12 protein-coding genes are annotated in these 13999 nt (G+C 69.2%); 5 read left to right on the forward strand and 7 right to left on the reverse strand.

Annotated elements, in window-relative coordinates:
* Positions 1–6 precede the first annotated feature (6 nt).
* The 5 genes from OHA21_RS27170 to OHA21_RS27190 all read left to right on the forward strand — a co-directional run bounded on the left by OHA21_RS27170 (position 7) and on the right by OHA21_RS27190 (position 6937).
* Complete coding sequence (locus OHA21_RS27170; protein WP_328459469.1) at positions 7–4044, forward strand: TIGR02680 family protein; 4038 nt, start codon at positions 7–9, stop codon at positions 4042–4044.
* Positions 4037–5215 (forward strand): TIGR02679 family protein, encoded by a 1179-nt coding sequence (locus OHA21_RS27175; protein WP_328459471.1) that lies wholly within the window; start codon positions 4037–4039, stop codon positions 5213–5215. Before OHA21_RS27170 ends, OHA21_RS27175 begins: the two co-directional genes overlap by 8 nt.
* A gap of 106 nt (positions 5216–5321) precedes the next feature.
* Positions 5322–5663 carry an STAS domain-containing protein gene (locus tag OHA21_RS27180; RefSeq protein WP_328459472.1) on the forward strand — a complete coding sequence of 114 codons (342 nt, stop codon included), beginning with the start codon at positions 5322–5324 and terminating at the stop codon, positions 5661–5663.
* A 10-nt stretch (positions 5664–5673) separates the two neighbouring features.
* Complete coding sequence (locus OHA21_RS27185) at positions 5674–6420, forward strand: ATP-binding protein (protein ID WP_328459474.1); 747 nt, start codon at positions 5674–5676, stop codon at positions 6418–6420.
* 121 nt (positions 6421–6541) lie between these two features.
* Positions 6542–6937, forward strand: a complete 396-nt coding sequence (locus OHA21_RS27190) for a topology modulation protein (protein ID WP_328459476.1) — start codon at positions 6542–6544, stop codon at positions 6935–6937.
* 82 nt (positions 6938–7019) lie between these two features.
* On the opposite strand, the gene OHA21_RS27195 is transcribed toward OHA21_RS27190, so the two are convergent.
* The 7 genes from OHA21_RS27195 to OHA21_RS27225 form a co-directional block, all read right to left on the reverse strand.
* A complete protein-coding gene (locus OHA21_RS27195) occupies positions 7020–7673 on the reverse strand; it encodes a hypothetical protein (RefSeq protein WP_328459478.1) in 654 nt (217 codons plus the stop codon).
* 14 nt (positions 7674–7687) lie between these two features.
* Positions 7688–8593, reverse strand: coding sequence for a hypothetical protein (locus tag OHA21_RS27200; protein WP_328459480.1), 906 nt, complete (start codon positions 8591–8593; stop codon positions 7688–7690).
* Between the two features lie 276 nt (positions 8594–8869).
* Positions 8870–9364: a hypothetical protein gene (locus OHA21_RS27205; protein ID WP_328459482.1), complete on the reverse strand. Its 495-nt coding sequence runs from the start codon at positions 9362–9364 to the stop codon at positions 8870–8872.
* Positions 9365–9396: 32 nt separating this feature from the next.
* On the reverse strand, positions 9397–10488 hold the full coding sequence (locus OHA21_RS27210; RefSeq protein ID WP_328459484.1) for an IS630 family transposase: 1092 nt from the start codon (positions 10486–10488) through the stop codon (positions 9397–9399).
* Between the two features lie 285 nt (positions 10489–10773).
* Positions 10774–11661, reverse strand: coding sequence for a carbohydrate ABC transporter permease (locus OHA21_RS27215; protein WP_328459486.1), 888 nt, complete (start codon positions 11659–11661; stop codon positions 10774–10776).
* A 6-nt stretch (positions 11662–11667) separates the two neighbouring features.
* Positions 11668–12570 carry a carbohydrate ABC transporter permease gene (locus OHA21_RS27220; protein ID WP_328459488.1) on the reverse strand — a complete coding sequence of 301 codons (903 nt, stop codon included), beginning with the start codon at positions 12568–12570 and terminating at the stop codon, positions 11668–11670.
* A 1-nt stretch (position 12571) separates the two neighbouring features.
* Positions 12572–13906: an ABC transporter substrate-binding protein gene (locus tag OHA21_RS27225; RefSeq protein WP_328459490.1), complete on the reverse strand. Its 1335-nt coding sequence runs from the start codon at positions 13904–13906 to the stop codon at positions 12572–12574.
* Between the last annotated feature and the right edge of the window lie 93 nt (positions 13907–13999).

Raw genomic sequence — 13999 nt, forward strand, 5'->3', positions numbered from 1 at the left:
ATCGTCTTGGCACGCTTCGCACCCACCCGGGCCGGCATCGTCAACCTGTGGGACTACCGCGACGAGGAGTTCCTGTTCGTCGACGGCTGGCTGGTGCTGCGCGGCCCGAACGGCTCCGGCAAGACCAAGGCCCTCGAGGTGCTGTTCCCGTTCGTGCTGGACGGGCGGATCGAACCACGCCGGCTGAACCCGTTCGCCGGTGAGGACCGGACGATGAAGTCGAACCTGCTCTACCGGGGGCAGGAGGCGTCGCACGCGTACGTGTGGATGGAGTTCGGCGACGGCAAGCAGCACGTGACCATCGGCATCGGGTTGCGTGCGCACCGGCACAACGACCGGGTGACCCGCTGGCACTTCGTCGCCGACGGCCGCATCGGCGTCGACCTGTCGCTGCTGGACGCCGACGACCGGCCGGTGTCGCGCCGCGACCTGATCGACCGGCTCGGCGCCGAAGCGGTCCGCGACTCCGCCGAGGAGTACCGGCATCTGGTCGACGCCCGGCTGTTCGGGCTCGGCCCGGCCCGCTACGAGCAGCTGCTCGACCTGGTGCTGACGCTGCGCAAACCGCAGCTGGCGAAGGATCTCAACCCGGTGGAGCTGTCGCGCACCCTGCAGCGCGGTCTGCGCCCGGTGGAGGATCACCTGCTGGTCGAGGCGGCCCGGTCGTTCGACGACATGGAGGCCGTCGCCCGTACCCTCGAGGGGTTGATCGCCGCTGACACGGCGACCACCGCCTTCCTCGGCGTCTACGCCACCTATCTGCGCACCCACGCGCGGGCCGCCGCCGATGCGCTCACCGCACGCCGCGACGGTGTCGGCGAACGCCGGGAATCGCTGGCCGCCGCCCGGCGCGACAGCGCCGCCGCAGAACGCCTCGCCACCGACGCCGAGCAGCGGCTGACCGCGGCGCAGGGCGAGCCGGGCCGGCTGCGCGCCCACCTGGAGCGGCTGAAAGGGTCGGCCGCCTACCGCTCGCACGAACAACTCGCCGACCTGGAACGGCACGTCCACGACCTGGCCGACGCGGCCCGCCGCGCCGACGCGGGCGTCACCACCGAACAGGCCACCGCCGGCAAACGGCAGGCCGAATCGGTCACGGCCGCCGCCACGGCGCAGGAAGCACAGGTACGGGTGACCCGCACCGTCACCGCCCTGGCCGCCGAGGCCGAGACCGGTGGTGTCGAGTGGCGGCCCGGCGACGCGGACGCTGACGGGCTGGGCACCCGGCTGACCGCCCGCGCGGAGGCCCGCCGCGCTGACGTGCGGACCGTGCGTGAGATGGCCGGCCGACTCGCCGACGCCGAACGCGAGCACGTGCGCGCCGCCGAGGCCGACCGCGCCGCCCGGGCCGCCGTCGACGACGCGGTGACCGCCGAGCAGCAGGCGGTCGCCGCCCTCGACGCAGCGAAGGAACAGACCGTCGCCGCGGTCCACGCGTGGGGCGCCGACCACGACGCCCTGCTCACCGAACTCGGCCTGACTCACCTGCCGCACCACCTGGCCGACTCGATCATCCAGCCCGCCGACGACACCACCCTGCGTGACCTCTACGCGGAGCAGGTCGCCGCTCCGGCCGGCGCCATCCGCGACGACGTGTCCACTCTCGGCAGCCGCGCCGACCGGCTGGCCGGTGAACGCGACGAGGTGACCGCCGAACGGGCCACGATCGCCGCCGAACACGACGACGCTCCCCCGCCGTCACCGACCCGCCCGGCGCCGCGCACCGACCGGGCCGGCGCACCGCTGTGGCAGCTCGTCCGGTTCGCCGACGGCACCCCCGACGCCGAGGCCGCCGCGATCGAAGCAGCCCTGCAGGCCGCCGGGCTGCTCGACGCGTGGGTGCATCCGAGCGCCGAACAGACCGACGCCGCACTCGATGCCGGCGAACAGGACGCCTTCCTGCGGGCCGGCCCGCCCGCCGGCCGTTCGCTGGCGGACGTGCTGGTCGCCGAGGACCAGCAGTTCGTGCCGGCCGAACGGATCACCGCGGTGCTGGCCGGTGTCGCTCTGGACGATCTGACCGGCCCGTCCGCGGTCGCCGGGTCCGGGCGCTGGGCGCAGGGTGCGGGCGTCGGCCGGTTCGCCAAGCAGCACTGCGAATTCATCGGTGCGACCGCCCGCGCCGCCCGCCGCGCGGCCCGCATCGCCGACTGCGACCGCCGTCTCGCCGCCCTCGACGCCGAGATCGCCGAGGTGACGCAGGCCCGTGAGGCACGCCGCGCGGTGCTGGCGCAGGCGGACCGTGCGGGCGCGGCGCTGCCGCCCCGCACCGCGATCAACCAGGCCGAACGGGCTTGGGACCAGGCCGGCACGCTGCTTCGGGTACGCCGGGAGGCCGCCTCCGACGCGGCCGGCCGGCTCGACGCGGCCGTGGCCGAACAGGCGGCTGCCGGTGCCGCACTGCGGCGGGCCGTCGCCGAACGTGGCCTGCCGGTGGAACGCCTCGACGCGACGGCGACGGCGCTGGACCGGTTCGACCGGCTCGGCATCGAGCTGCGGCACGCCTACGAGACGGCCGAACGCGCCGCGGCCCAGGCCGACGACGCAGCCGAGCGGCACGCCGAGGCGGAACTGCGCGCGGAGACGGCCGCCCGCACCGCCCGCGACGCCCGGCTGCGGCATGAGGAGAAGGACGAGGAACTGCGCACCCTGTCGGCGGCGATCGGCGCCGAAGCCGCGCAGGTCCTGGCCGAGGTCGCACAGACCGAGCAGGCCGTCACCGCGGCGGAGTCGGCGCTGGACGCGGCCCGCGACGAGCACACCTCCGCGCTGCGCCAACTGGAACGCGCGAACGCCCGGGTCGAACTCGGCGAGCAGGCCGTCACCGAAGCGGTCGCCGAGGCCCGGCGCGAGGCGGTGCGGCTGCGCCCGTACGCCCAAAGTGATCTTCTCGGTCTGATGCGCTGCCCGCCGCACCTGCGGTGGCCCGCCGCCGAGACCGCGCACGACGACCTGGACCCGGCCGTCGTCGCGCTGCACGAGGCGATCCTGACCGCCACCCGTGAACTCAGCCCGACCGAGACCTCGCTGAAGCAGAGCGCCACCCGGCTGACCAGCGCGCTCACCGAACTGCAGGCGCAACTGCCGGCGGCCGGGCTGGACCACCGGCCGGAATGGGACACCGACGACGGTGTCATCGTCGTGCGCGTCGCCGACGAGCAGGGCCTCACCCCGGTCGCGCATTTCGCCGACCGCATCGCCGGTGAACGCCGCGACCAGGAACAACTGCTCACCGACGCCGAACAGCGGGTCTTCGAGGACGCCCTGCTCGGGCAGCTCGCCGGCCAGATCCACCGCCGCACGATCGAGGCCCGCGACCTGGTCCACGCGATGGACACCCAGATGCGCGCCCGCCGGATGTCCTCGGGCCTGACCGTCGGCGTCGGCTGGCGGCTCTCCGACGACCTCGACCCGGAGCAGCGTGAGGTCTGCAAACTGCTGGAACGCGACCCGGCCCGGCTCGGGCCCGGCCAGCTCACCACCCTGCGCCGGCACTTCGCATCACGCATCAAGACGGCCCGCGCGCAGGCACCGGAGAAGCCCTACCGGGAACTGCTCGCCGAAGTGCTCGACTACCGGCAGTGGCGGGTGTTCGCGTTCACCCTGCACCGGCCCGGCGGGGTCACCGAACCGCTCACCCGCGCCCGGCACAGCCAGCTCTCCGGCGGCGAACAGTCGGTGTCGCTGCACCTGCCGCTGTTCGCCGCCGCGAACGCCCTGTTCGGCTCGGCCCGGCCGGACGCGCCCCGGCTGCTCGGACTGGACGAGGCGTTCGCCGGCGTCGACGACAACGGCCGCGGCGAACTGATGTCGCTGGCCAAACAGTTCGACCTGGACCTGTTCATGACCGGCTACGACCTGTGGGCCACCCATCCGGCCGTCACCGGCTGCGCCCACTACGACCTGTCGCATTCCACCGTCGAGCACACCGTGTCGACGGTCCTGCTGGTCTGGGACGGCGCCATGAACATCGCCGACTTCGACGGCACCCTGGCCCGGGCGCTCGGTTCCCCGGAGACCCGGCGGGCACCCGCCGATGCCTGACCTGGCCGCCGACCCGGGCTGGCGGCGGCTACTCGCCGCGGCCCGGCGCAGCCTGGAACGCACCGGCGGCAGCCTCACCGGGTCGGTGTCGCTGGCCGCACCCGACGACGCCGAACGGCTCGTGGTGATCGGGGTGACCGGGGTGCACCGCCCGGCCGGGGTCAGCCGCGTCACGATCCGGCTGGCCGAACTGGACGCCTTCCTGCGCGACGCGCACGGCGTCGCCCTGACCGAGGCGGTCGGCGATTTCCGGGACCGGCCCGCCGAACGCGCCCGCGAATCGGCCGGCCGCGACGCCCTGCTCGCCGCTGCCGAGGCCGGACGGCACGCACAGCAACCCTGGTACGCCGACTTCCTGCAGGCGCTGCGCCGCGATGGCACGCTCACCCGCATCGTGCGCGGCGGCCTGCCGTTCTCCCCGGTGGTCGCGGTGCTCGACGCGCTGCCGGCGGCCGGCGAACCGATGCCGGTGTTCGCTGAACGGGTGCTCGGCGACACCAAGGCCCTCGCCGACGGCCCGGTCCGTGGCCTGGTGCTGCGGGCGCTGGCCCGCTGGCACGAGGTGCCGGCGCCGGTGAGCGCCGAACAGGAACGGGCCCTGTGGGAACTGGCCGGGGTGGTACCGGACGACCTCGCCAGTCAGGTGCTCGTGCTGAACCTCCCGGCCACCGGCGGCCTGCTCGGGCACTGGCTGACCGACGCCGCCGAAGCGCATGTGCCGTTGCGGGTCACCCTGCACCAGCTGCGGCTCGCCCCGCTGAGCATCGCGGTGCCCGAGGTCTTCGTCTGTGAGAACCCGGCGGTGCTGCGGGCCGCGGCCGGGCGGGCGAGCGGGGCGCTGATCTGCACCGAAGGCGTCCCGTCGGCAGCGGTCCACGCGATGCTGGCCGCCCTGCGCCCGGGCACGGTGATCCGCTGGCGCAACGACTTCGACTGGACCGGCGTCCGGCTGACGGGCGCCGCGCTGGCCCGCTATGCCGCCGCCGTGCCGTGGCGGATGACGGCCGCGGACTACACCGGCGCGGACGGGACCGGCATCGCCTTGACCGGGACCCCCGCGGTGACGCCCTGGGACCCGGACCTGGCCGCCGCGATGAGCGGCCGCGGCCGGGCGGTCATGGAGGAACGGCTGCTCGACGACCTCCTGACGGACCTCGAACGGTCAGGCTGACTGCTGCTTTCGGGAGAACCTTCGCCGGCGGGCCACATCGCCGCCGCTCGCGAGTGACAATGCCATCGTTGCGGCAGACGTCCGGAACCTTCGCGGAAGGAAGCTCATGACCGGCCTGTTCACCATGCGCAAGCACGATGAAGGTGCCGGTGTTGTCCGGATCCTGGTGGGCGGGGAGGTCGACAGCGACGCCAGCGCGGCGCTCGGGCTGTTCATCGCCAACGCTACCGAACAGCACGGCGTGCGGGCCCTGATCGTCGACCTGGAACGGGTGCCGCTGCTCACCGCGGCCGGGATTCGGAGCCTGCTGACCGGCCACGAGGCGGCGGCGCGGGTGGGATGCTCATACCAGCTCGTCAACATTCGGGAGGGCGTGATGGATGTGCTGCAGGCCGCCGGCGTGGAAGGGCTGCTGCTCGCCGGCCGGGACGCTTCGGTTCCGCGGTGAGGTGGGTGCCGTGCGGTGCGAGGTCGAGCCGATCGGGACGCGTCTGCTCGTACGCATGCATGGTGAACTCTGCCTGGCTGCCCTGCCGGGCGTGCGTGCTTCCCTGTTGAAATGCCTGGCCGAAAGGCCGGACGCGATCGTGGTGGATCTGAGCGACACGGTCGTCACCGAGCCCGCCGCGGCGACCGTCTTCCCGTCGGCGGCCCGGCAGGCGGCGCAGTGGCCGGGCACGCCATTGATGGTTTTCGCGCCCGATCCGGTCGTCGCGGGGCTGCTCACCATCGCTCACAGCACCCTGATGGTGCATTCCTCGCTCGAGGAGGCGCTGTCCGCCGAGGTGCGTTCGCGGCCGGCGTCGATCATCGAGACGATGCTTCCGGTGAGCGGGGCAGCACGGCGTGGTCGTGAACTGGCTGCCGACGCCTGCGCCCGCTGGAATCTGCCGGAGCTGCGCGGGCGGGCGAGCATCGTCGCGGGCGAGCTGGTGACCAACGGGGTCGTGCACGCCAACACGATGCTGGATCTGCGGCTGACGCTGGGCCGGCGCTACCTCATGGTGGCGGTGCGCGACGGCAGCACGGCACTGCCGGTCGCGGGGGTGGTGGGGGCCGCGCAGCCCGGGGCGCCGCGCGGTCTGCTGCTGGTCGAGGCGATGACCCAACGCTGGGGCACGCTTCCCGCCGCCGGCGGCAAGGTGGTCTGGGCGGCATTACCCCGCGGGGGTACGCGCACCCAGCGCGAAAACCGACCAGGGTGATCCACGCGCAGCGAGGAACGCAGCGACCGGAGGCCGGAGCGGCTGAAGTCGCAGCCGGGGGCCGGGTGATGTTCGGCCCGCGTCCGCCCGCACTCCCGGCGCACCGCTACCGCCGCCGCCCATGGACAGGATCGCCATCATCGGCTGCGGCGGCTCCGGCAAGACCGTCCTCGCCCGCCGGCTCGCCACCCGGCTCGGGCTGACCGTCAACAACCTCGACGCCCTGTACTACGACGACGGCTGGAACCCCGTGCTCTACCTCGACCTACCGGCCTGGACCTGCCTCTGGGGCATCACCCAACGTCGCCTTCGCTACCGCGGGGGTCAGCACGCCGACGGCGGCCACGACCGCATCACCTGGTCATTCATCAAGTACGCAATCGGCTACCGCCATTCCATGCGCCCTCGAGTCAACAGCCTCGTCGCAGAACACGGCAAACACCCGCGCTGCGTACGCCTGACGAGCCGTCGGCAGGCAAACCGCTTCACTGACCGGCTCGACGTCCCGCCAACCTGACCGTGATTTCGTGGAGGCGACCTTGTCCACCCCACGGGCACCCTTCATCGATCCCGGCCAGAACGCCCGATACTGGAGATCACTATGCGAGCCCGGCGGTGATGACTTCCATCGAAGCCTTGAACGCCTCGATCGCCTGCGTCCGGTATTGCGGTTTCTTGTCGCCCTTCACGTCCGTGGTGATGTAGTCGAATTGCGCATTCACCGAGACGTTGCCCATAACGGCCTCGAAGCGGAAGTTGTACTGGTATCCGTGGATGCCGCTCTTGCAGGGCTCGGCTGCGCATGGCAACTCGTCGGTCAAAGGATCCGCCTGGTCAAGGGTAAGCAGCTCCTCCGCCGTCTCGGGCGTGTACCTCGGGTAACTGACCTTCTGCATGTCTGCGTCCGTGTATCTGCCGTAATTGAACCTGGCCCGGCCGAAGACAGGCGCTTCGGTGGCCACCTCGTAGTACTCGCCGTCCGGTTCGATGCGGCACATCGGCGCGTTGGTCGCGAGTACTGCGTAGTGGAACTCGGGAGCGTATTGGACGGTCCCGTCGCCTGGCAGCGTCACGGTCCTGTCCAGCTCGTCGCAGACCGCACTGAGCTCGGCCTCCGTGGCTTGCTGGGCAGTGGACGCTGCCGGGTATGGCGACTGGGCGGGCGACGGGGGTGGCGTCTTCGGCTCGTCATTGCTGGGGTCGGCTGATGAGTCGCAGCCCGCCAGTAGAAGCGTGACGACGATGCCGGTCATCACTACTCGTCTCATCACCGGTTGGCCTCCGTCTGGTAGTCCTGGTCACCTGTGTCATCGCCGCCGGGGGTCGTGTCGTTGACATACGGGGGCGCGCCCGGAATGTGTACCTGCCAGCCGCTGCGGTCGGTGTCGCCCGCCCAGTCACGAGCTTGACTCGGTGCGGAGGGCTCGTCCCAGTCCTGCATAACGGATGTGAAGGCCTTACCGGCTTCCGAGTCAGTCGCCGAGTAGGCCTGCGCCGCCACCTTGATCTGCTCGCCCGCAAGATAGAGGCGTCCGCATGCGGTCCTCAAAAACTCACCGTACTCCGCGACCATGGCCTTGACCTTCGGGTCGGCCATGCCTTCTGATCCGTCCGCAGTGGCCAGCGAAGCATCGGCCGCTTGGACGTCGGCGATCTTCGGAATGAGCTGACGCTCGAAGAACTCCGCGCATTCGTAGCAGGTGTCGGCGAGCTCCAAGACGGTGTCGACGGCGATGTGGAATCCGTCGTCCCTGCTGCCACTATCGCCGGTGGCGGTGTTCTCGGTCAGGTCGTACAACTCCAGGTTGAAGCTGTGGTACCCGAAGACGGTGTCGCGGAGGCTGTAAATGCCGTTGTTGTAGTCGTTCTCCCGGGCGAACAGGTCGTCGGCTTGCTCGTCGAGATGATTCCAGAGGGCTGTCATCACCGCCTCGACGTCGTGGGCGTACGCGGTGTGTTTGATCCTCGGTGCGAAATTCTGCCCGATGATGCCGATGAGCTGGACACTGGCGCCGAAAGCTCCCAGAGCCGGGTTCCAGCCGCCGGCGATGCTGAGCGCCGTGCCCATCCCCTGGAAGGTCTGCCACACCGGGTTGAGGTCGGTGGTGACCTCTTTGGTCTCATCGAGTGCCTTGCCGGCGTCGCTGAGGATCTTGAGGGAGCCGGAACGCATCTCCTGGATGATCGTGCCTCGGGCGCTGTAGAGGTTGTGGAGGCTCGCGGCGATCCCGGCCTGGTTGTGCAGGGTCGGAGCGATCGAAGCGAAGAAGCCGCCTTTGAGTTTGTCGGCGGCCAGCCCGGTCCAGCCGACGAACCAACCCGCGACCCGACCGTCCTGGCCGATGAGCTTGCGAATCTTGTTGCTCAGATCGGCGTTGCTCGCGGGCGTGAAGCCGGCGTCAGAAGGCGCGGACTCCAGGCCCAGGGGACCGCCGATCGCAATGAGCGCTTACTGCGCTTTCTCAATCGCGCGCTGATCATGTCTGTCGAACTGCGGCAGTTTGCCGAGAACCGCGCTGCCTTCAGCGTGGGCCCAGTACTCGACATGCTGCATGATCGAATTCATGCCGCAGATGACCTCGCTCGGCGCAACCACCTCATTGCCGTAACGATCGATCGTGAACAACAGCCCAGAACCCGACTGCGGGGCGTTGATACGTCCCGGACAGGACGGCACGCCACCTTGCTGGTCACCCTGCGCCCATTCGACGACCTCGCAGGGACCGTAGATGAGGTGGAGCCGGTTGATCGGATCCCAGTAGTCCCAGAGGTCCTCCCCATAGGGAGCCTGGTACCGATGGAAGGCGGTCTTGAACGGACTGTTCTCCCAGCAGGCGGCCGCGACTTCTTTACGCCAACGCTTCGTCAGAGCCTTGCGGAACGCGTTCACTTCGGCTTCGAGCACGGCGTAGAAGTTGGTGTCGTAGATGATGCCGCCGGACACGTCGACCTCCCCCGTGCTGATCTAGTGCCTCGTCATGCGGCCTTGAAGGGGTAATCCGGGTGGCGGATCTTGGAGTTGGTCGCGTATCCGGTTTTCGGTCGGGCGCGCTGGTTGTGCCAGCGGATGTAGTCGCCGATCGCGGCGTCCTGCTCGGTGTGTGACTGGTGGTCGGTGCCGTTGAGCGCGAAGTAGCGCAGGGCGGCGAACTCGGCCTCGATCCAGTTCAGCCAGGAGCTGTAAGTCGGCAGGAACACCAGCTCGACGGCGTTGGCCTGACACCAGGCCCGGACGCTCGGGTGTTTATGCGGGGAGAAGTTGTCCAGGATCAGGTGCAGCGTTTCGCCTGGCCAGCGACGACGCAGGCTCTTGAGGAAGTCGAGGAACTCGCTGGAGCGTTTGCGGTCACGGATCCGGTAATGCAACTTCCCGGTGGTCAGGTCGAGGCTGGCAATCATATGCCGCACCCCGTGATCACGGTGGTAGGTGGCCCGTAGTCGGACCGGCCGGCCCTGCGGTTTCCAGGCTTTGCCGGGCCGTGGCTGCAGGTTCAAGGGCCCGAACTCGTCGACGCAGACGACCCGGCCGCCGGCGGGCGGGTGGTCGTAGAGATCCAGGACCCGGCGCATCTTGGCGACGAAGTCCGGATCGTTGCTGGCCTTCCACGTTTTCGACTGCTGCCAGCTCACGCCGCGTTCGTGCAGGATCCGCCGGACGGTCTCCACGCTGATCGTGCTCACCTTGCCGGTCTCGACCAGGTAGTCACGCAGTTTCGACAGTGACCAGCAGGAGAAGGGCCGGCCGAGGAATCGGGGGTCACACCGGGCGATCACGCAGATCCAGTCGCGGGTCTGCTCACTGATCTTGTTCGGTGCGCCCCCTCTCCATTTTGGGTTCAACGCGTCGAACCCCCTGTCGTTGAACGCGTGGATCACGTCACGGACGTAGTCGTCGGTGGCCTTGAGCAGGTACGCGATGTCCGCTGCCGGCTGGCCCTGCGCCGACATCAGAACGACGATCGCCCGGCGCAGCTTGACCGGATCCTTCGCGGTACGGGTGATGCGCTGCAGCCGCTGACCTTCCGGCATCGACAACGCCCGCACGAACACTTCCGGGCGTCGGCCCACCCGGCATCACCTCCCACACAGCAGCGAGAGGATCAGCCTGCCCGAACGTGCTCAGATCCGATGGATTACACGGCCAAGGTTCAAAGACGAGGCACTAGCGCGAAGCTGGTGGCCACGAGCCGGAACGTCGGCGCTGCTGTGGACCCTCGAAGTGGTACACGCCGAGGAGAAGCCGCGGGTTCACTGCTCGCTCATGTTGAGCACGAAGTCGGTACAGACGACGAAAGTCGCAAGATCAGAGGGTGCCGGCCGAACGGACATGGGCCGGATCGTGGGCGGTCTGACTCAGCCTTTGCGGGCCTGAGTGGCGACCCCTTCGACGAAGTAACGCTGGCACAGGAAGAACGCGATGATCATCGGAACCGTGGTGATCACCGCGCCGGCCAGGACGATTTCCCAGCGGGCCTCCCCCGCCTGCCCGAACTGGTCCAGGATCGCCTTCATGCCGCGCGGCATCGTGAACAGCGCCGGGTCGCGCAGGTAGATCAGCGGTTTCAGCAGGTCCGACCAGCTGGCCCGCAGTTCGAAGATGAACGCGACGATCAGCGCGGGCCGGCACAGCGGAATCGCGATGCGCCAGAAAAGCCGCCAGTAGCCGGCGCCGTCGACGCGGGCGGCTTCGAACAGTTCGCGGGGTACGCCGAGGAAGAACTGCCGGATCAGGAAGATGTAGAAGGCGCTGCCGAACAGGTTGCCGGCCCACAGCGGCACCTGGGTCGCCGCCAGGCCTAGCTCGTTCCAGATCAGGTAGGTCGGGATCATGGTGACCGCCCCGGGCAGCATCATCGTGCCGACGACCAGCGCGAACAGCGCGTTGCGGCCGGGAAACCGGAAGTAGGCGAAGCCGAACGCGACGATCGCGCTGGAGATGGTGACCGCTGCTGCGGCGGCGAGGGCGACGACGACGCTGTTGAGCAGCCAGGTGAGCACGGGCGCGGCGGTCCAGATGGCGGAGTAGTTCTCCGGCGCCCACTCGGCGGGCAGCAGCCGGTTGTCGAAGACGTCCGGGCGCGGTTTGAGCGAGGCGCTGACCAGCCACACGAACGGGTACACGAAGACCACCGCGGCGAGGGCCAGGATGATCCAGAACAGCCAGGGATGCGGGCGGCGGCGTTTGCCGGCCGGCGCTTCGGAGGCCGGAGCCACGGCCTGCGGCGTCTCGACAGCGGTCATCGCGCCTCACTCGCTCTCGTAGTAGACGAACCGCCGGCTGAGCCGCACCTGCACCACCGTGATGATCACGATGATCAGGAACAGCAGCCAGGCCAAAGCGGACGCATACCCCATGTGCAGGAACTGGAAGGCCTGCTGGAACAGGTAGACCACGTAGAACAGGGCGGCGTCATTCCCGTACGTCTGCTGGTTGGCACTTCCATAGAAGGCCGTATAAACCTCGTCAAAGGTCTGCAGCGACGCAATCGTGTTGATGATCAGCGTGAAGAACAGCGCCCCACTGATCATCGGCACGGTGACCGCCCGGAACCTCGCCCACGCCGACGCGCCGTCCATCTCCGCAGCCTCATACAGATCGCGGGGCACGTTCTGCAGCGCCGCCAAATAAATGATCACCGTGCTGCCGAGACTCCACGCGCCGATCAACACCAGACCCGGCTTGATCCACTGGCTGTCCACCGTCCAGTTCGGCCCATCGATGCCGACCACCCCGAGCGCGGAGTTGAGCACGCCGACCTGCCCGTTGAACAGCAGCAGGAACAGCACCCCAACCGCCACCTTCGGCGTGATGGTGGGCAGATAGAACAGCGTCCGGAAGAAGCCGGCCGAGCGGCGCCCGACGCGGGCGAGCAAGCTCGCCAGAGCAAGAGCCACGATCATGGTGACCGGTACGTGCAGCGCCGTATAAATCAGCGTGTTGGCGATACTCGTGCGCACCCGAGGATCGGCGAGCAGCTGCCGGTAATTCTCCCCGCCCACGAAGTCGGTGCTGGTCAGCACGTCGTAATCGGTGAACGACAGGACCAGGCTGGCGATCATCGGCCCGGCCATGAACACCGCGAACCCGATCAGCCACGGCGACAGGAACCCGAGCGCAGCCCAGGTCTCCCGCCGCCGGACAGCACTCACCTCAGGATCCGCTGTTGGCCTTGTCCAGCGCGGCCTGAGCCTGCTGCTGGGCTTCGGCCATCGCCTGAGCGGGTTTCTGCTTACCTTCCAGCACCCGGTTGACCGCGTTCTGCCAGGCCGCCTTGAACTCCTCACCGGCCGCCATCGCCGGCTCCGAGAACCCGGTCTCCTGCGCCTGCAGAACTGTCTGCACCGCCGGATCAGGCTTCACGATGTCCCGGAAGATCACCTCGTCAGCCTTCTTGTTCCCGGTGAAGACTCCGAGGAACGGTTTGTTCTCCTTCTGCCGTACCTCGGCCCGGGCCCTCGCCGCGGCGATCCAGGTCTCACTGTCGGTCATCGTCTTGATCCACTTGCAGGCCTGCCCGGCGTGCGGGCTGTTCGCCGGGATGGCCCAGGCGTTACCGGTGATCCAGTCGACCGGCTGCCCGTCGACACCGCGGAACGGCGCGACGGTCACCTTGGTCTTCGGCGAGTTCGCGGCGAGCACGTTGAGATAGAAGTCCTCCATCGCGAACGCGCCGAGCTGGTTGCTGGCGAACTGGTTCTTCGCGCCGAAGAAGTCCCACGAGTCGCGGAACGACTTGAAGTTCGACCAGCCGCCCTGCTCGTTGACCAGCCCGACGGTGTACTCGATCACCTCGATGACCTTCGGGTCGTTCAGCTGCGCCGTCTTGCCGTCGTCGCTGACCAGTGCGGCGCCGTTGGCACGCGCCCACAGCGGCAGGAACTCGGGCATCTTCGGGTCGAACCCGATGCGCTGCAGCTTGCCGCCGCTGGTCTTGGTCAGCCGCACCGCGGCCGTCGACAGTCCCTGCCAGTCACCGGTGTTGAAGCCGGACGGGTCCAGGCTGACCTCGGCGAACGCGGCGTCGTTGAGCATCAGCACGCGGTTGTTGTAGAAGTCGGGCAGTCCATAGAGCTGGCCGTTGAGGGTGGCCTCGGCGACCGCGGCTTCGCGGAACTGGCCCATGTCGATCTTCTCCCGGTCGACGCAGTCGCCGAGCGGGGTGAGCGCCTTCTTCACGGCGTAGGTGCCGAGCAGCCGCCGTTCCATGTAGACCAGATCCGGCGGGCTGCCGGAGGCGACCGCGGACAGGAACGCCTGGGCGTCGAAGCTGCCCTCGGCGGCGGTGGCCGAACTGGGGGCGATCGCGGCGTTGGCCGCGTCGAAACGGGTCTTGGCGATCTCGTCGCCGGTGCCGAACCCCATCATGGTCAGGTTCACCGCGGCGCCGTCGGTGTCCGCATCGGATCCCCCCACACCACCACAGCCGGCCACCAACGTCAGGACCAGGGCACTTCCCACCGCAAAGCGGATCGATCGGATGAACATCGTTGTTCTCCCATTTCCACTCGTTCCCCTGGCCGCAGCATAAGTGGCCGTCGATATAACCGCATGCGCTGATACGCAACGGCATTGTCGGCA

The organism is Actinoplanes sp. NBC_00393, assembly GCF_036053395.1.
Classification (GTDB): Bacteria; Actinomycetota; Actinomycetes; order Mycobacteriales; family Micromonosporaceae; genus Actinoplanes.